The sequence below is a fragment of the Streptomyces sp. NPDC059008 genome (genome assembly GCF_042749045.1).
In the GTDB taxonomy this organism is placed as follows: domain Bacteria; phylum Actinomycetota; class Actinomycetes; order Streptomycetales; family Streptomycetaceae; genus Streptomyces.
Genome location: NZ_JBHYJC010000012.1, coordinates 20,938 through 38,347, shown reverse-complemented (window position 1 = coordinate 38,347; position 17,410 = coordinate 20,938). Strand labels below are relative to the sequence as shown.

17 protein-coding genes and 2 tRNA genes are annotated in these 17,410 nt (G+C 71.6%); 10 read left to right on the top strand and 9 right to left on the bottom strand.

The features are described 5' to 3' along the window. Positions 1-214: 214 nt before the first annotated feature. Entirely contained in the window at positions 215-2,011 is a 1,797-nt protein-coding gene (locus tag ACFWZH_RS17080; protein WP_384430898.1) for a putative bifunctional diguanylate cyclase/phosphodiesterase, read from the top strand. Here the strand turns inward: ACFWZH_RS17080 and ACFWZH_RS17075 are convergent. From ACFWZH_RS17075 to ACFWZH_RS17065, 3 genes are all read right to left on the bottom strand, one after another. Further along, entirely contained in the window at positions 2,008-3,171 is a 1,164-nt protein-coding gene (locus ACFWZH_RS17075) for an LLM class flavin-dependent oxidoreductase (protein WP_384430895.1), read from the bottom strand. The two genes, ACFWZH_RS17080 and ACFWZH_RS17075, sit on opposite strands and share 4 nt — an antisense overlap. Positions 3,172-3,233: 62 nt before the next feature. Beyond that, a complete protein-coding gene (locus tag ACFWZH_RS17070; protein ID WP_384430893.1) occupies positions 3,234-3,998 on the bottom strand; it encodes a decarboxylase in 765 nt (254 codons plus the stop codon). A gap of 140 nt (positions 3,999-4,138) precedes the next feature. After that, a complete protein-coding gene (locus ACFWZH_RS17065; protein WP_384430891.1) occupies positions 4,139-5,062 on the bottom strand; it encodes a decarboxylase in 924 nt (307 codons plus the stop codon). 206 nt (positions 5,063-5,268) lie between these two features. Here ACFWZH_RS17065 and ACFWZH_RS17060 point away from each other — a divergent pair, with 206 nt between their 5' ends. Beyond that, a complete protein-coding gene (locus ACFWZH_RS17060; RefSeq protein WP_384430888.1) occupies positions 5,269-6,243 on the top strand; it encodes a D-2-hydroxyacid dehydrogenase in 975 nt (324 codons plus the stop codon). Positions 6,244-6,326: 83 nt separating this feature from the next. After that, complete coding sequence (locus ACFWZH_RS17055) at positions 6,327-7,748, top strand: amidase (RefSeq protein WP_384430885.1); 1,422 nt, start codon at positions 6,327-6,329, stop codon at positions 7,746-7,748. Here the strand turns inward: ACFWZH_RS17055 and ACFWZH_RS17050 are convergent. Beyond that, positions 7,729-8,229, bottom strand: a complete 501-nt coding sequence (locus tag ACFWZH_RS17050; RefSeq protein ID WP_384430882.1) for a DUF3830 family protein — start codon at positions 8,227-8,229, stop codon at positions 7,729-7,731. The two genes, ACFWZH_RS17055 and ACFWZH_RS17050, sit on opposite strands and share 20 nt — an antisense overlap. A gap of 130 nt (positions 8,230-8,359) precedes the next feature. Here ACFWZH_RS17050 and ehuB point away from each other — a divergent pair, with 130 nt between their 5' ends. From ehuB to ACFWZH_RS17020, 6 genes are all read left to right on the top strand, one after another. Next, positions 8,360-9,298, top strand: coding sequence for an ectoine/hydroxyectoine ABC transporter substrate-binding protein EhuB (gene ehuB / locus ACFWZH_RS17045; RefSeq protein WP_384430879.1), 939 nt, complete (start codon positions 8,360-8,362; stop codon positions 9,296-9,298). Next, complete coding sequence (gene ehuC, locus ACFWZH_RS17040; protein WP_384430876.1) at positions 9,295-10,026, top strand: ectoine/hydroxyectoine ABC transporter permease subunit EhuC; 732 nt, start codon at positions 9,295-9,297, stop codon at positions 10,024-10,026. Before ehuB ends, ehuC begins: the two co-directional genes overlap by 4 nt. A gap of 32 nt (positions 10,027-10,058) precedes the next feature. Further along, complete coding sequence (ehuD, locus tag ACFWZH_RS17035) at positions 10,059-10,676, top strand: ectoine/hydroxyectoine ABC transporter permease subunit EhuD (RefSeq protein WP_384431236.1); 618 nt, start codon at positions 10,059-10,061, stop codon at positions 10,674-10,676. Continuing rightward, positions 10,666-11,493, top strand: a complete 828-nt coding sequence (gene ehuA / locus ACFWZH_RS17030; RefSeq protein ID WP_384430873.1) for an ectoine/hydroxyectoine ABC transporter ATP-binding protein EhuA — start codon at positions 10,666-10,668, stop codon at positions 11,491-11,493. Before ehuD ends, ehuA begins: the two co-directional genes overlap by 11 nt. A gap of 477 nt (positions 11,494-11,970) precedes the next feature. Then, entirely contained in the window at positions 11,971-12,729 is a 759-nt protein-coding gene (locus ACFWZH_RS17025; protein ID WP_384430870.1) for an IclR family transcriptional regulator, read from the top strand. A gap of 75 nt (positions 12,730-12,804) precedes the next feature. Then, positions 12,805-12,878, top strand: a tRNA-Lys gene (locus ACFWZH_RS17020). A 93-nt stretch (positions 12,879-12,971) separates the two neighbouring features. Here ACFWZH_RS17020 and ACFWZH_RS17015 read toward each other — a convergent pair. The 3 genes from ACFWZH_RS17015 to ACFWZH_RS17005 form a co-directional block, all read right to left on the bottom strand. Then, positions 12,972-13,565 carry a lytic polysaccharide monooxygenase gene (locus ACFWZH_RS17015; RefSeq protein WP_384430867.1) on the bottom strand — a complete coding sequence of 198 codons (594 nt, stop codon included), beginning with the start codon at positions 13,563-13,565 and terminating at the stop codon, positions 12,972-12,974. Positions 13,566-13,727: 162 nt separating this feature from the next. After that, the gene (locus ACFWZH_RS17010) at positions 13,728-14,951 is read right to left on the bottom strand and encodes a hypothetical protein (protein ID WP_384430864.1); all 1,224 of its coding nucleotides are present in this window, start codon (positions 14,949-14,951) and stop codon (positions 13,728-13,730) included. After that, positions 14,951-15,370, bottom strand: coding sequence for an SsgA family sporulation/cell division regulator (locus ACFWZH_RS17005; RefSeq protein ID WP_384430861.1), 420 nt, complete (start codon positions 15,368-15,370; stop codon positions 14,951-14,953). The genes ACFWZH_RS17010 and ACFWZH_RS17005 overlap by 1 nt, the downstream gene beginning before the upstream one ends. Positions 15,371-15,825: 455 nt before the next feature. Between ACFWZH_RS17005 and ACFWZH_RS17000 the strand changes: the two genes are divergently transcribed. Continuing rightward, positions 15,826-15,899 (top strand) — tRNA-Lys (locus tag ACFWZH_RS17000). A 36-nt stretch (positions 15,900-15,935) separates the two neighbouring features. On the opposite strand, the gene ACFWZH_RS16995 is transcribed toward ACFWZH_RS17000, so the two are convergent. Both ACFWZH_RS16995 and ACFWZH_RS16990 read right to left on the bottom strand, forming a co-directional pair. Beyond that, positions 15,936-16,520: a hypothetical protein gene (locus ACFWZH_RS16995; protein WP_384430858.1), complete on the bottom strand. Its 585-nt coding sequence runs from the start codon at positions 16,518-16,520 to the stop codon at positions 15,936-15,938. Positions 16,521-16,720: 200 nt separating this feature from the next. Next, the gene (locus tag ACFWZH_RS16990; protein ID WP_384430855.1) at positions 16,721-17,077 is read right to left on the bottom strand and encodes a hypothetical protein; all 357 of its coding nucleotides are present in this window, start codon (positions 17,075-17,077) and stop codon (positions 16,721-16,723) included. Positions 17,078-17,410: the final 333 nt, after the last annotated feature.

Sequence of the window (17,410 nt, the reverse complement as noted above, 5' to 3'; positions counted from 1 at the left end):
TACGAACAGAGCCGAGCAGAAATGGCTGAAGTTCCGTCATGGGTGCCGACGATCACGGCTGCGTCGCTGGATCGGCTGTTGTGCCAGCCTCTATGATCGCCACACTTTCCAGCGCGAGAAGCACCCTCCATACGAGACAAGCGCCATGCGGGAGCGAGCAGTGAGCGGACACCCCGACGGCCCGGGCCGCACACCCGGAGCGACACTGCCCTCAGTGACGGAACGTAACGGCACGACCAAAGAATCCGCCGACGCCCGGCACACCCCCACCGGCCGCTGCGACGACACCGCCGCCTCGCTCGGCGACTATCGCGCCGCCTTCCACGCCGGGCGTCTGGCGATGGCCGTCCTCAACCGCGACGGGCTGGTCCTCGCGGCCAACCCCGCCTTCGGCGAGCTGGTCGGCACCGATCCGGACCAGCTGGTCGCCGCCACCGCGGCGGACCTCACCGACCTCGGCGCCGACCCTCGGGTGTGGACCGCCTACCGCGAGGTGCTGTGCGGCCGCAGCAAACGGCTGCGCTGCACCCGCCGCCTCAAACACCCCGAGGGGCACTCGGTCTGGGTGGAGGTGACCGTCGAGCCGCTCACCCCGGAGCCGCTCAGCGGCGAGGAGCGGATGCTGCTGTCGGTGGCGGACATCAGCGACCGGCACGACCTGCTGGCCCGCCTGCGGCATCTGCAGATGCACGACCCGGTGACCCGCCTGCCCAACCGCGCGCTGTTCTTCGAGCGGCTCTCCACGGCGCTGGAGACGGCGTCCTTCGAGCCGACCGGCACCGGCCGGATCGGGCTGTGCTACCTCGACCTGGACGGCTTCAAGGCCGTCAACGACACCCTGGGGCACCGCGTCGGCGACCGGCTGCTGAGCGCGGTGGCGCAGCGGCTGACGCGCTGCGCGCAGAGCGCGGTGGAGCGCGCGACGGGGCGCGGCGAGCATCTGGTGGCGCGGCTCGGCGGTGACGAGTTCGCTCTTTTGGTGGAGGACTCCACCGGCACCGACCAGCTGGCCGAGCTCGCCCAGTGCGTGCTCGACGCGCTGCAGCGCCCGTTCGACCTGGCCGGGCAGCGGCTGTCGGTGTCGGCGAGCATCGGCGTCGTGGAGCGGGCCGCCACCGGCACCACCGCGACCGGTCTGATGCAGGCCGCGGACACCACGCTGTACTGGGCCAAGGAGGACGGCAAGGCCCGCTGGACGCTCTTCGACCCGGAGCGCAACGCGCACCGGATGACGCGCCAGGCGCTCTCCAGCACGCTCCGCCCGGCGGTCGACCGCGGCGAGTTCACCCTGGAGTACCAACCGCTCGTCGGCCTCGGCGACGGCCGGGCACAGGGCGTGGAGGCCCTGGTGCGCTGGCGGCATCCGCAGTTCGGCACGCTGTCGCCGAATCGGTTCATCGCACTGGCGGAGGAGAACGGCGCGATCGTCGAGCTGGGCCGGTGGGTCCTGGAGCGGGCCTGCCATCAGGCACGCGCCTGGCAGCTGGCGCACCCCGGGGGCCAGCCGCTGTTCGTCAGCGTCAATGTGGCCGTGCGTCAGGTGTGGGACTCCGACCTGGTCGCCGACGTGGCCGGGATCCTCGCCGAGACCGGGCTGCCGCCGGAGCTGCTGCAGCTGGAGCTGACCGAGTCGGCGGTCATGGGCTCGGCCGGCCGGCCGCTGCAGGCCCTGCAGGCCCTGAGCGACATGGGCGTGCGCATCGCCATCGACGACTTCGGCACCGGCTACTCCAACCTCGCCTACCTCAGCCGCCTCCCGGTCTCCGTACTGAAGCTGGACGGCTCCTTCGTCCACGGCTTCCGCTCCCAGGAGCACCCCAATCCGGCGGACGAGATGATCGTCGAGGCGCTGGTGGCGCTGGCGCACCGCCTGGGCCTGACGGTCACCGCCGAGTGCGTGGAGAGCGCCGAGCAGGCCGAGCGCCTCCGGCGGATCGGCTGCGACACCGGCCAGGGCTGGCTGTACTCCCGGCCGGTGGCCCCGGAACGGGTCGCGGCGCTCTTCATCTAGGGCCTGGCCCCACCGGCCGGGCCCTCGGGCGGCTCCATGCCGTAGGCGTCCGCGATCAGCTCGTACGAGCGCAGGCGCGCCTCGCCGCTGTGGACGTTGGCCGTGATCATCAGCTCGTCGGCGCCGGTCCGCTTGGCGAGGTCGTCCAGGCCCTGGCGGACCGCGTCGGGGGTGCCGTGGACGACGTTGCCGAGCCAGCCGTCGACGAAGCCGCGCTCCAACTCGTTGAAGCGGTGCGCCTCGGCCTCCTCCGGGCTGGGGACCAGGCCGGGGCGGCCGGTGCGCAGCCGGACCATGGCCAGGGCGCCGGTCATCACCTGGCGGCGGGCCTCGCGCTCCTCCTCGGCGGCCAGCGCCCCGACCCCGATCAGGGCGTACGGCTCGGCGAGCACCTCCGAGGGGCGGAAGGCGGCGCGGTAGAGGTCGAGCGCGGGGACGGTGTTGGCCGCGGAGAAGTGGTGCGCGAAGGCGAACGGCAGACCGAGGGTGCCGGCGAGCCGGGCGCTGAAGCCGGAGGATCCCAGCAGCCACACGGGCGGCCGGTGGGGGGACTGCACGCCGCCGGGCGAGGTGGCCTGGACCGGGCCGGGGACCGCGTGGATCTTGGCGTACGGGTGCCCGTCGGGGAAGGAGCCGTCCAGGAAGCGGGTCAACTCGGCAAGCTGCTGGGGAAATTCGTCGGCGCCCTCGTGCAGGCGCTCGGTCCGGCGGAGCGCGGCGGCGGTGGCGCCGTCGGTGCCCGGGGCGCGGCCCAGGCCCAGGTCGACCCGGCCGGGGGCCATCGCCTCCAGGGTGCCGAACTGCTCGGCGATGACCAACGGGGCGTGGTTGGGCAGCATGACGCCGCCGGAGCCGAGCCGGATCCGCCGGGTGTGCGCGGCGAGATGGGCGAGCAGCACCGCGGGGGAGGAGGAGGCGACGCCGGGCATGGAGTGATGCTCGGCGACCCAGTAGCGGTGGAAGCCGCGGCGTTCGGCCGTACGGGCGAGGTCGACGGCGGTGCGCACCGCGCCGGACGCGGTGTGGCCCGCGCCCACCGTCACCAGGTCGAGCACCGACAGCGGGACCGGGGCGCTGCCCTGGGCACTGCCCCGTATCCCGTCGCCGCCGTCGCGGCCCGCCTCGTGGCCGGCCCGGGTCTCGTCGTCTTCGCCGCTCACGGTGCGGGTCCTCCTCGCTTGGCGCTGTGTCTGCGAGGGAGACAACCGGAGAGGTTCTCCACTTATTCCCGGCGGGCTGTTCCCGCCGGCGCAGCGCGGCCCGCTACGCGCGCGGTCCGCGAGAACAGCGCCCCCAGCCGCGGGCAGGAGATCGTCCGGTCCAGCAGCCGCAGCCCCTCCCAGGCCGTCACCTGATTGGCGGTGAGCACCGGCTTGCCCAGTGCCGCTTCGAGGGCGGGCAGATGCGCGGCGGTGTGCAGGGCGGTGTCGGGCAGCAGCACGGCCTCGGCGTCCGGGTGGTCGCCGGCGCGGGCGAGCGCGAGCACCTCCTCGATGCCCCAGGTGCCGACCTCGGCGGCGGTGATGATGCCGCTGCCGCGGGTGGCGACGACCTCCGCACCGGCGGACTTCAGAAACGACCGGAAGTGCTCGGCCACGTCCTCCGGATACGTCGCGGCGATCGCCACCCGGTGGGCGCCGAGCGCCCGGACGGCGTGCGCGAAGGCGAACGACGTACTGGAGGCGGGCAGGCCGGCGGTGGCGGACAGCTCCCTCACCTGATCGTGGGCGCCCTCCCAGCCGAAGACGAAGCTGGCGCTCGTACAGGCCCAGACGACGGCCTGGGCGCCGCGCTCCTTGAGTTCCGCCACGCCGGCCGCCAGCCGGGCGGCCGAGCCCATCTCCAGCAGCGCGTCGACCCGGTGGGCGTCCTCGCCGATGTCGGTGTGCACGAGCGGCAGGCGGACCGCGCCGCCCAGGATCTCCTCCAGCCGGGGGTAGTCGTCCTCGGCGGAGTGGCCGGGGTAGAGGAAGCCGACCGATGCCATGCAGGTCTCCCTTGCGTGTACGACTGCGGGTGCCGTGGTGTTCATGGTGCGGGTGCGCTCTCGGGTGGTGCGGTTGAGCTGTCGGACAGGAGCGCTGCCGGCGGCACGGGCGGCGCCGGCAGCGTCCGGGACCGGGACCGTCAAACCGGGGGCAGCGGACCGGAGTCCTCGGGTGGGTAGAGCGGCGGATCGACGCCGTCCCCCACCTCCCCCTCCGGCGGCGCGGGGGGTCCGGCGAAGGCCGCCTCGGGGGTCGCCCGCAGTGCGCCTTCTCCCGGCCCTCCCGGTACCACCGGCTCCGACCCGGTCATCGCGGCCGGGCCGCGGCGCGCCACCGGATCGAGCAGCGCCTGGTACGGGCCCACCGCCGGCACGCCGATGGCGCGCAGCGCGGCCCACATCGTCACCTGATTGGCGGACAGCACCGGCATCCGCAGCTCGGCCTCCAGCTGCGGGATGACGTCGTAGGTCGGCAGGTTCGTACAGCTGATGAAGAGGGCGTCGGCGGCGCCGATCACGGCCGCGCGGGCCATGTCGACGACGTCGCGGTAGGGCACCTTCCAGATGTGCCGGGTCAGTCCGAGGTAGGCCCGGCCGGTGACCGTGATGCCCGCCTCGCCGAGATAGTCCTCCAGGGAGTCGGTGACCGATTTGGTGTAGGGCGTGACCACGGCGATGCGCCGCGCGTCGATCTCGCGCAGCGCCTCGATCAGCGCGCCCGAGGTGGTGAGGGAGGGAACCTCCCCCGCCTGGGCCATGGCAGCGCACATGGCCCGCTCGCCCGCGACCCCGCCGACGAAGCTGCCGGAGGTACAGGCATAGCAGATGACCTGCGGTGATACCGCGCACAGCGCCTGGACGGCGGCGTCCAGTGTTTCGTGCTCGCTGACCAGGCGGGCCAGGTCGAGGCTGACCTCGACGGGCACGAACGGAGTTCGGGTGAGGTGGAGGGACACGTCGTCGGGAACCCAGCGCCACAGCTCGCGGTCGAGCGCGAAGTCAAAAGGGGCGACAACGCCCACACCGAGCTGAGGCTGGGGACCACCCAGAAAGGAGACGTCCATTGAAGGCCCCTAGAAAACGAAGGGCTGATGGCCAGGCCAGTGGCCGGGGAAGGAGGTGCAGCCGGATCAAGCCGGGACGTCGGGACAGATGCCGTTGTTGACACGGTAGATACGACTTCTTAGCGTGGTCAATCCTCGCATCTCAGGCATCTGTCGGCGCCCCTTTCCAGTGAAAGGGGCTCACGTTTCAGAACGGTTTCTGACCTATGTCCGAAAGCACCGGAAGCACGGTCCTCGTCCTGGGGTCCGATCCGCCGCCGAAGCTCGACCGGCTGACCGGCCGAGCCCGGGTGATCTTCGCGGACGAGACGTCGCTGGCGGAGCTACTGCCCACCGCCGACGTGCTGTTGGCCTGGGACTTCACCTCCGACGCGATCCGCGAGGCCTGGCCCCGCGAGGGCCCCAGGCCGCGATGGGTGCACACCGCGAGCGCGGGCGTGGACCGACTGCTGTGCCCCGCCCTGATCGCCGACGACACGGTCGTGACCAACGCCCGCGGCGTCTTCGAGCAGCCCATCGCCGAGTACGTCGCCGGCCTGGTGATCGCCATGGCCAAGGACTTCTACGGAAGTTGGGAGCTGCAGCGGCAGCGGCGCTGGCAGCACCGCGAGACGCTGCGGCTGGGCGGCACCCGCGCGGTCGTGGTGGGCTCCGGGCCGATCGGCCGGGCCATCGGCACCACCCTCCTGGCACTGGGTGTCAAGGTCGATCTGGTCGGCCGGCGGGCGCGGTCCGACGACCCGCAATTCGGCTTCGTACACCCGAGTGACGCACTGAACGACCTACTGCCCCAGGCGGATTGGGTGGTCTGCGCGGCGCCCCTGACAGACGCCACCCGCGGCCTGTTCGACCAGGCGGCGTTCGCGCGGATGCCGCCCCGGGCGCGCTTCATCAACGTCGGGCGCGGCCCGCTGGTCGTCGAGGCCGACCTGGTCGCGGCGCTGCGCGGGTGGCGGATCGCGGCGGCGGCGCTGGACGTCTTCGAGCACGAGCCGCTGACGACGGACAGCCCGCTGTGGGACGTGCCGCATCTGATCATCTCCCCCCACATGAGCGGCGACACGCTGGGCTGGCGCGATGCGCTGGCCGAGCAGTTCCAGGACAACTTCGACCAGTGGTCGGCCGGCGAGCCGCTGCACAACGTCGTCGACAAGCGGCTCGGGTACGTACCGGTGCAGTGACGGCGCGGACCGCCGGGCCGCGGCGCGGCGCGGCGCCCCCCACCCACCGCCCCGCCCCGGGGCGGCCGACGCGCGGAGGACGCATGACCACCGAACCGACCCACCTCGCCGACCTGACCGCCACCCGACTGACGGCCGGGTACGCGGCCGGCGAGTTCTCCCCCGTCGAGGCCGCCCGCGCGGTCCTGGAGCGCGCCGAGGCCGCGCAGGCCGCCACGAACTGCTTCACCCGGATCGACGCGGACGAGGCGCTGGCGGGCGCCAAGGAGTCGGCGGAGCGCTGGCGGGCCGGTGAGCCGGCCGGCCCGGTGGACGGCGTGCCGGTCACGGTCAAGGACATCCTGCTGACGCGGGGCGCGCCGACGCTGCGCGGTTCGCGGACGGTGCGGGCCGAGGGGCCGTGGGAGGAGGACGCGCCGTCGGTGGCCCGGTTGCGGGAGTCCGGTGCGGTGTTCGTCGGCAAGACCACCACTCCGGAGTTCGGCTGGAAGGGCGTCACCGACAGCCCGCGGCACGGGGTGACCGGCAATCCGTACGCCCCGGGGCGCACCGCGGGCGGCTCCAGCGGCGGCAGCGCGGCGGCGGTGGCGCTGGGCGCAGGGCCGGTGAGCCTGGGCACGGACGGCGGCGGCTCGGTGCGCATCCCGGCGTCCTTCTGCGGGATCTTCGCACTGAAGGCGACCTACGGGCGGGTGCCGCACTATCCGGCGAGCCCGTTCGGAACGCTGGCGCACGTCGGCCCGATGACCCGCGACGCGGCGGACGCGGCGCTGATGATGGATGTGATCACCCGCGCGGACTGGCGGGACTGGTCGCAGCTCGGGCCGGCCGCCGGCTCGTTCCGCGACGCGCTGGCCGGTCCGGTCTCCGGGCTGCGGGTGGCCTACAGCCCGTCGCTCGGCTGGGATGTGGCCGTCGCGCCGGAGGTCGCCGCGGCGGTGCGGGGCGCCGTCGAGACGCTCGCCGGGCTCGGCGCGTCCGTCGAGGAGATCGACCCGGGCATCGCGGACCCGGTGGAGGCGTTCCACACGCTGTGGTTCAGCGGTGCGGCGCGGGTGGTGCAGCACCTGGACGACGCGGACCGCGCGCTGCTCGACCCGGGGCTGCGGGAGATCTGCGAGCAGGGCGCCCGCTACAGCGCGCTGGACTATCTGGCCGCGGTCGACACGCGGATGGCGCTCGGCCAGGCGATGGGGCGCTTCCACAGCGCCTACGACCTGCTGGTGACCCCGACCGAACCGATCACCGCCTTCGAGGCCGGCGCGGAAGTGCCGCCCGGATCCGGCCACACCCGCTGGACGGGCTGGACGCCGTTCACCTACCCGTTCAACCTCACCCAGCAGCCGGCCGCGTCGCTGCCCTGCGGGGTCGACGGCGACGGGCTGCCGATCGGCGTCCAGCTGGTCGGTGCGCGGCACGCGGACGCGCTGGTGCTGCGCGCCGCGCACGCCCTCTACGAGGCGGGGGTGGCGCAGATCCCGCCGCCTAGGCCCGCCGGAAGTTGAGGGTCTCGCCCAGGGCGCCGGCCCGCCACAGGTCCTGGCAGGCGTCGGCCATCCGGTCCAGGCCGTCGACGACGCTGCCCCACACGATGCCGGGCACCCAGCCCGCGTCACCGTTGATCAGCAGGTTGTTGCGCTCGTAGAAGAGCGCGAGATCGACGACGGTGGCGCGGCCCCGGTGCTCGGCCTGGCTCTCGTAGCCGTAGGACGCGGTGCCCAGTTGGGTGTCGCTGAAGGTGAAATAGCACAGGTCGCCGGGGATCGGGGTGATGGTGGGGTTCTCCAGCGGCGGCTCCTCGGGCGCGAACGGCGCCAGCAGGGCGTAGATCTCGTTACGGGCGTACTTCGCGTGGTAGACGTCGCCGCCGAGCGGGAGGGCGTCCCATACGGCGTTGCAGGTGATCGGCGCGCGGTCGTCGAGCAACTTCGCCGTGCAGCGCACGCCGCGCTTGTCCAGCGAGACTTCGATGAAGCGATCGGTCATGCTTCGGATCGTAGGGGGCAATACCGGCGTACGGAACGGCATGGAACAGTACGGCACAACTCCCAACCGCTTGTATCAAGGGCCGGAAACGATCGGCATACTCGCCAGACGTTCGGGTAGCCGCGCGCCCATGGCTCCACCACCATGGAACACCACAGAAACCACAGGCCAATTGACACGCGGCATCCGCCGCCGGTCGCTGCTCGCGGGGGTAGCGGCGCTCGGCGCAGCGGGTGCCGTCGGGGCGGCCACCGGCTGCTCCCGCGTCGACGTCACCGGCGCCACGGGCGGCGGCCATCTGCTCGACGACCTGCGCACCAAAGGCACGGTCCGCATGGGCATCGCCAGCGAACCACCGTACGCCTCGATCAACAGCAAGGGCGAGCTCACCGGCGAGGCGCCGGCGGTGGCCAAGACGATCTTCCAGCGACTGGGGATCAAGCACTTCGAGCCGGTGCCGGTCGAGTTCGGCGCGCTCGTGCCCGGCCTGCACTCCTTCCAGTACGACGTGATCGTCGCGGGCATGTTCATCAACAAGGCGCGCTGCCAGGCGGTGCTCTTCTCCGACCCGGACTACGAGTCGAAGGACGCCTTCCTCGTCCCCAAGGGGAACCCGAAGAAGATCAAGGACTATCCGGACATCGCCGAACAGGGCCTGCGCATGGGCACCGGTATCGGTTACGCGGAGATCGACTACGCGGTCGGCAACGGCGTCAAGCAGGGCACGATCCAGACCTACGGCGACCAGATCGCCGGCATGGAGGCGCTGGAGGCGGGCCGGATCGACGCCTTCGCCGGTACCGCCCTGACCATGATCGAGGCCCTGAAGACCGGTCAGCACCCCAAGGTGGAGATGACCGAGCCGTTCACCCCGAAGGTCGACGGCAAGCCCCAGCGCGACGGTGGCGGCTACGGCTTCCGGATCGGCGAGACCAAGCTGCGGGACGCCTTCAACCGCGAGCTGCACAAGATGAAGAAGAGCGGCGAGCTGCTGCGGATCGCCAAGCCGTACGGCTTCACCGAGGAGTTCATGACCGACCTCACCGCGAAGGAGCTCTGTAACAAGTGACCTCTGCGCTGTGGGGACTGTTCTTCGAGGGGCTGTGGATCACCGTCCAGCTGATGGTCTACAGCGCCGCCCTGGCCGCCGCTGTCGCCTTCGGCATCGGCCTGGCGCGCACCTCGCGCCTGTGGATCGTCCGCTTCCTGTCCGGTGTGTATGTGGAGTTCTTCCGCGGCACCTCGGCACTGGTACTGATGTTCTGGCTGTTCTTCGCGCTGCCGCTGCTGGGCTGGCAGCTCGTCGGCATCTGGGCGGGCACGCTGGCGTTGGGCCTGTCGTACGGCGCGTACGGCTCCGAGATCGTGCGCGGCGCCCTCCAGGCGGTGCCGGCCGCCCAGCGGGAGGCGGCCATCGCGCTGAGCTTCTCGCCCTGGCAGCGGCTGCGCAAGGTGCTGCTGCCGCAGGCCGTTCCCGAGATGATGCCGCCGTTCAACAACCTGCTGATCGAGCTGCTCAAGGGCACCGCGCTGGCGTCGCTGCTGTCCATCGGCGAGCTCACCTTCCAGGCCAAGCTGGCCCGGCTGTCGACGGGCCAGAGCGCCCAGGTCTACGGAATCATCCTCGTGCTGTACTTCGTGGTCGCGTTCCTGGTGACCCGGGTCATGCGGGTGCTGGAGCGCCGCGCCAAGGCCTCGGTCGGCCGGGCGGTGCCCAAGGGCGAGGGCTGGTTCTCCCGCAAGCTGCCCGTCGAGAAGCAGGGACCCGAGGCACTGGCCACCGGAGGTAAGCCGTGAACAACTGGTCGTGGAGCTACATCGGCGAGATCATGCCCGACCTCCTCAAGGGGCTGTGGATCACCGTCCAGGCGACGATCTACGGCTCGCTGGTGGCCTTCGCGCTCGGGCTGGTGTGGGCGCTGGCCCTGCGCTCGCCGAGCCGCTGGGTGACCTGGCCGGTCAGCGCCGTCGTCGAGTTCATCCGCAACACCCCGCTGCTGGTGCAGCTGTTCTTCCTGTTCTTCGTGCTGCCGAGCTGGGGGCTGACCTTCGCGCCGCTGACCACGGGCGTGATCGGTCTGGGCCTGCACTACTCGACGTACACCGCCGAGGTCTACCGCGCCGGCATCGACGGCGTGCCGCCCGGCCAGTGGGAGGCCGCCACGGCGCTGAGCCTGCCGCGCCGGCGCACCTGGATCGCGGTGATCCTGCCGCAGGCGTTCCGCCGGGTGGTGCCCGCGCTCGGCAACTACGTCATCGCGATGTTCAAGGACACGCCGATGCTGGCCGGCATCACCGTCGCCGACATGCTCTTCCAGGCGAACAGCATCAGCGCCACCACCTTCGACTACCTGGAGCCGATCACCGTCGTCGGCATCCTCTTCGTCGTCATCTCCTACCCCACCTCCCTGCTTCTGCGAGCCCTGGAGCGTCGTCTTGTCCGCTGACAGCAATCCCCCCAAGGACCACTCCGAGGAAGCGGCCGCACCCGCGGGTGAGGGCACCGAGCTGATCCGCTTCGACAACGTCACCAAGCGCTTCGGGGCCAACACCGTCCTGGACGCGCTGGACTTCACCGTCTCCTCGGGCAAGCACGTCACCCTCATCGGCCCGTCCGGATCCGGCAAGACCACGATCCTGCGGCTGCTGATGACGCTGCTGAAGCCGGACGAGGGCACCATCAAGGTGGGCGGCGAGTACCTGACGCACGAGGAGAAGGGCGGCAAGCTCGTACCGGCCGGGGAGAAGCACACCCGGGAGGTCCGCAAGAACATCGGGATGGTGTTCCAGCAGTTCAACCTCTTCCCCAACATGAAGGTGCTGCGCAACATCACCGAGGCGCCGGTGCACGTCCTGGGCATGAGCAAGGACGCCGCCGAGGAACGGGCCCGCGAGCTGCTGGACCTGGTGGGGCTGACCGAGCACCTCGACAAGTACCCCACCCAGCTCTCCGGCGGCCAGCAGCAGCGGGTCGCCATCGCCCGCGCGCTGGCGATGCGCCCGCAGGTGCTGCTGCTGGACGAGGTGACCTCGGCGCTCGACCCGGAGCTGGTGGCCGGTGTGCTGGACGTGCTGCGGGACATCGCGCACACCACGGACATCACGATGCTGTGCGTCACCCACGAGATGAACTTCGCCCGGGACATCTCCGACGACGTCCTGATGTTCGACGCCGGCCGGGTCATCGAGTCCGGTTCCCCGGAGAAGATCTTCACCGAGCCGGAGCACGAACGCACCCGGGAGTTCCTGAGCGCCGTGCTGTGAACCGCGCGCCATCGGCGTGGTGAGAGAGGTGGTGTGTCCCGCCCGGGGCGCACCACCTCTCTCCTTCCGGTACGCCCCGCACGCCCGGCCGGCGGCAGGACCGAGGGCGCCCGTGGCGAGAAGGCGATGACGACGTCCTGAACCGGCGCTCGGGGCACATGACGGAACCGGCCGCGGAAATGGCCGATTCCGCACCCTCCGGGGGGTCCTCACGCGGTTCCGCCCCGGCGCGACCGGGTGACACCGGAGCGTGCGGCACCCCGGCGCCCGGCTTCGTGACCTTGGCATATGCCAGAGTCTCAAGCCCCTGTACAGAAAACCGAGACGCACTGCTTTTCAGTCAAGACCCCCTCCATCGAGGGCCGTTGACCGCTATCGTGATAGCAGCCTCGTTGTCCGGGCGCGGTCGCGCATGTGCCGACCGTGCCGCTCAGCGCGGTCACGACGCAAGCGGTAACAACCTGCTAGGGGGACACCGTGGCGCTGAAGCCCGAGCCGACCGCGCCGTTCCATTCGGTGCAGTACGCCCTTCGCGTGCTCGAAACGATCTCCAGGCACGCCGGTGGCGTGACGGATGCGCAGATCGCCCGGGAGACCGGCCTGCCCCCGGGCCAGCTCGCCCACATGCTGTCGATGCTGCGGCGCGAGGGCTATGCGGAGCAGCTCACCGACGGGGCGTATGTCGTCGGTGAATCGCTCCTGCTCCTGGGGTCGGGCGGCGACCGCGACCGGGCCCTGCGCGACAAGCTGCAGCTGACCCTCGACCAGCTGCGCGACTCGGTCGGCGCGGCGGTCTACATCAGCCGGTACATCGACGGCGAGGTCAAGATCCTCCACTACGCCGACGGACCGCTGGCCCCCAAGGTCAACGAATGGGCCGAGTTCCACCGCACGGCGCACGCCAGCGCGGTCGGCAAGTGCCTGCTCGCGCAGCTCGACCACGACGGGCGCAAGGACCACCTCTCCCGGCACAAGACCGCCCGGCTCACCTCCCGGACGATCACCAACGAGAAGGTCCTCTTCCACAAGCTCGACAGCCAGCCGCCGACGGTCCCCGTCCTGGATCTTCAGGAGTACGCCGTCGGTACGGTCTGCGCGGCCGTACCGATCACGGCCGGCTCGACGGTCGGCTGCCTCGCGCTGTCCATGCCGCTGGAGCACGCCCATCGCCTGCGCCAGGCGGCCGACACCCTCAACCGCAAGGCCGCGCCGGTGCTGCTGTCGCTGGCGATCTGAGCGGGGCGGGGGCGGCCCCACGGACGGTGGTCACGAGCACCCCTCTCGACCAGGTAGTATTTCTTTCGTCAGCGCGCGCCGCTAGCTCAGTTGGTTAGAGCAGCTGACTCTTAATCAGCGGGTCCGGGGTTCGAGTCCCTGGCGGCGCACGTAGGAAGTGGGCGTTTCCGGTTCTCCGGGAACGCCCACTTCGTTGTGTCCGGGCCTGCCTCACGGGGGAGGCGGGCAGGCCCGTCTTCGGGTCAGGAGAGATCGACGTCCGAGCAGGCGTAGAAGGCGTTGCCGGTGTCGGCGATGTTCCAGACGCCCAGGATGAGGTGCCGGCCGGACTTCTGGGTGGGGACGGTGCCCTGGTGCTGGACGGTCTCGCCCGGCCGCGCGCCGCCCATGGGGACCGTCATGAACGGCTCGGGTTCGAGGTCGGCGCGGGTGAGCGGCTTGCTCGGGTCGTAGCCGTCCTTGGTGATGAAGTACTGGAAGTCGGTGGTGGCGTGGCGTGCCGTCAGCCGCCAGGTGAAGGTGTAGCCCTGGCCCGGGGAGAGCGCGGTGCCGGGCCACTTGCCGCCGCGCGGGTCGTCCAGCTCGGCGAAGTTCTCATGGCCGCCGGAACAGATCTTGCCGTCGGCGGGGCCGGCCGCCGGGAAGCCCTTGGGGGCCTCGACGCTCTGCGGCTCGTACTGGATCGCGCCGCAGTCCTTGACGGCGCCCTGGGCGCAGAGCGCCTGCCGACTGGGGGGTGCGTCGCTGTAGCCGTGACTGGCGGCGCTGCCCGTGGAGAGCAGGGAGACGCCGAGGACACCGAGACCGATCACGGCAGCGCTGATCTTTTTGCGCATGCTTCGCTCCTGAAGAACGTGGGGGAGGTTCCGTGAGCTGAGGAGGGAGGTGCGGGAAGCGCGGTCTAGACCAAGCGGCACACTAGACACTGTCACTGGTCATGTCCAGACCAATGACAGTGTCCGGTCCCCGACCGACGGCCGGGTCGGGCGGGCGGGGCGTCAGGCGGCCGCCGGGAACGGGTCCGTCGCGGGGCGGGCGGCGGCCTGCACCAGCGCCGTGTACGTGCGGCGCAGGGCGATCAGCGACTCCTGGGCCTCGCGGTAGACGGCCGCGTCGGGACCGCCGCGGTGGGCGAGGGTGCGTACGGGGGCGCAGTGCCGGTCCATCGCGCTGAGCCAGGCGCGGTGCTGCGCGGGGAGGTGGCGGCGCAGCAGCTGACGCCGGCCGTCGCCCACGCGGCGGCCGCCGATGCCCAGCACCGCGTCGGCGGCCTGCAGCACCGGGGGTTCCAGGGCGCCCTGTTCGGCGAGCGCGGCGAGCACGGCCCGCTGCTGCGGCGTCGCGGGCGCGGCCGCCAGTTCCGCCGCCTCGGCGTGGAGCTGGGCGCGCAGGGCGTGCTGGACGCGGACCAGGCGGCGCAGCGCCGTGGGGGTGGAGGAGTCGTCGGGCGAACGGCCGGCGAGGGTCTCGGCGAGCCGGAAGAGCCAGATCCCGTGCGCCTCCAGCCGGGTCGCGGCCAGCATCAGCCGGTCGAGCCGGCTGAGCGGCTGGCCCTCCGGGGCCCAGCGCACGATCGGTACCAGCGCTTCGGTGCGGGCCAGCTGGTCGATGGGGATATGGCGACGCGGTTTGCGTTCGGGGGCCCAGTTGTGGAGGGCGAGGGTGGGCAGCGCGACGAACTGGTCGTGGTCGATGCGGTGCGCGATCGCCGCCCACAGGTCGAGGAACGCCTCGTCGGCGACCTGGCGGGCGGCCGGCGCCTGCGGATCGAGCCCGCACCATCCGCACGAGACCGCGACGACCGCGATCCGCATGGCGGCCGCCTCGGCGTTGCGCAGGGAGAGGCGGGAGACCCGCTGCCGCAGCGCGGACAACTCGTCGTCCCGGCGGGCGCGTTCGACCAGGGCGATCGCGGCCTCCCGGTCGGGCGCGACCGCGGCCGCCCGCGCCATGGCGTCCAGCCTGGTCCAGGTCCCGATCATGGAACGGACCGGCGGCCGCTCGGGCAGGAAGCCGTGTGCGCAGGGGTCGTGGGGCGCGGGGGCGGCGGGATCCGCGGTGGCGGGGGGTATGCCGGAGCCGGGCGCGGGTATGGGCGGGCCGGACCGGGCGCCGCCCTCCGGGCCGGGAGCGGTCACCGCCCGCGGCGCGCCGTGCGTCGCCCGCGCGGCCTCGGCCGCCACCTCGTCCATGGCCGTCGTCATCATCGCCGTGCCCCCCATCAGCACTTCCCCGCCAGCAGCCGGGCCAGGTGGGTGTCCATGTCGAGGAAGCGGTCCTCGCGGCCGGGCGGCACGATCGCCGCCGTCTGCTCCAGCCAGGCGGTCAGCTCGCTGGCGCGCACGGACAGCTCGCACACCGAGTCGCCGGTGGACAGCTCCATGTGGACGCGGCGCACGTCGCCCGGCCGGCGGAAGGACCACACCCGTACGTCCCCCTCCCCCACTTCGCCGGACAACCCCTCCAGCAGCAGATCGCGGGCGAACCGCCAGGTCGAGACCGTGCGACCGCGGCTGAGGAAGGCGACCTCGACCTCGTACGGGCGGTCGCTGCGGTAGCCGAACCGGCCGGCCACCGTAACGGCGTCGTCCGGCCCGAGGAGGAGCCGCATCTCAAGGGTGCGCTTGGCTGTCGACACCATGACGATCAACCTTTCCGACGGAGGGGCGAGTCCCGGGGACCCGGTCCGGGGCGCGCGTCCTGGCAGACGTTGCTGTGGTGGGTGGGGTTGCGGGAGACGCGGGAGGAGTGACGGACGCCATGGCCGGCCCCCTTCTCGTTCGCTTCGTCCCCGCACCCCGGTACGCGCCTCAGCCTCTCAACCGGCAGGAGATATCGCATGTTGACGGGGCAACTGCTGACCTACGCCACGGACTCCCCGAACTCGATCCTCACAGAGCAATTCGGGCGGCCCGGCAGCCGAAGGTCCCAAGATCGCGGGACTTCCGGCCCGTGCGGGAGGGGGCTGCGTGCGGTAGGGCCGCCTTTGGGGCGCAGGGCGTGAGTGACGGGGGTCACAGAAGCCGAGTGCGTGGGCGACCCGGTTCTGGGTACGGAGCACGCCCCGAGGTCGTGTAAAGTTCTTCAGGTCAGCGCGCGCCGCTAGCTCAGTTGGTTAGAGCAGCTGACTCTTAATCAGCGGGTCCGGGGTTCGAGTCCCTGGCGGCGCACGTAACACTGAGGGCCCCTCGCCATGCGAGGGGCCCTCAGTCATATGGCGGATGCGGACCGGTCAGGCGGCCGGGCCCGCCTCGGCCTCCGCGGCCGCCCCCTTGGCGGCCGGAGCGGTGAACAGACCCGCGACCCTCCAGACGAGGAGCGGTGCGAGGGCGTCCGCCACGGCCGTCCAGACGCGCCATCCGCCGTCCACCGGCAGGAGCAAGTGCCCCGGCGGCGGCCACCGAGACGATCGCGCCGAGCAGCACGCCGACCGGGACGCCGGGGGTCGGGGTGCGCCCGGTGAGCTGGGCCTCGACGGCGGAGCGGGTCACGGCGACGACCGGCAGCTCCTTGATCACATGGTCGGCGTCGGCGATCCGGGCGGCCGTGGCGCCGCGTGCCGGGTCGCCGGCGCCCAGGCTGCCGAAGAGCACCAGGGAGGTGGGGACGGCGAGAGCGACGGCGGTGATCCGCGCCCAGGTCCAGCGGGAGCCGTGCGGCGCGGGCGGTCCGGCCCGCGGCCGTACGGACCGCTCCCGCGTCCAGGAAGAGCCAGCCGGCCGTGAGCACGACGAGCCCGGCAGCCCCACCGCGGTCACGCCGGGGCCGAGCCGTACCGCTCCGGCGCTCATCGGTGGGGTCGTCCCCCTCCCCCTTGATCGCGTTGTCGGCGAGGTCGCCGACGACGCCGGCGCCGGATCCGCCCAGCGCGCCCGATACCGCGCTCTCCGCCAGACCGCCGTCGAAGCGGCCGCCGATGAGGGCGCCCGCGCCGGCGCCGCCCAGTGCCTCGTGACCGGCGTTGACGGCATTGTCACGCCATTCGGGTCCTTTACCAATGATCACGCTGGTGCCGACACCGGAGACAGAGCCACCCGCGTACCGTGCCCCCGTTTCGACCGGCAAACGCTGCCATTACCGGCACGGGCGACGGTCTGCCGATGGCGTCGAGAGGGCGATGCAGATTACCCAGCGACTTGGTCATGTGTTCAGCCAATTTGATGTAGGCAGAGGCCGCTTCCTCGGGTTCGGTCAGCAGGCCGAACCCATCATGGATCCGTTCATCACCGGTTTTGCCAGTGAATTCCTTTACATACTGCTCCACATCGTACGTATGGGCCTCAAAGCCCTTGCCCAGCTCGTTCAGCTTGTTCAGCTGCGCCGCATCGATATGCATGTCGTCGGCCATGCCGCCTCCGGTCCGTCAACTTTCCTTTGTGCCTTTCCAGTCGGCGACTTTGCCCATGCCTGGGAATCGCTTTACGAACCGGAGTGCATGACGAAGCCGAGTGGGCGGTATCGGCCACCACTCCAAAAGCCGCCAGAAACCGGCCAGTTGCGGCCGACATCGGGCTCAAGTGATGCGCACTGCGCCATACACCGTCCCGCATTGCACACTCTTGTCCGTATCCCTCTCGGACGACCTTGCGATCATGCGGTCGGTTCGGGACCCTGACCTGGGAACTCGGCTGAAAGCAGCGGGTCCTGGCGAGTTGGGGACAGGGGAAACGCCGGTTGGCGT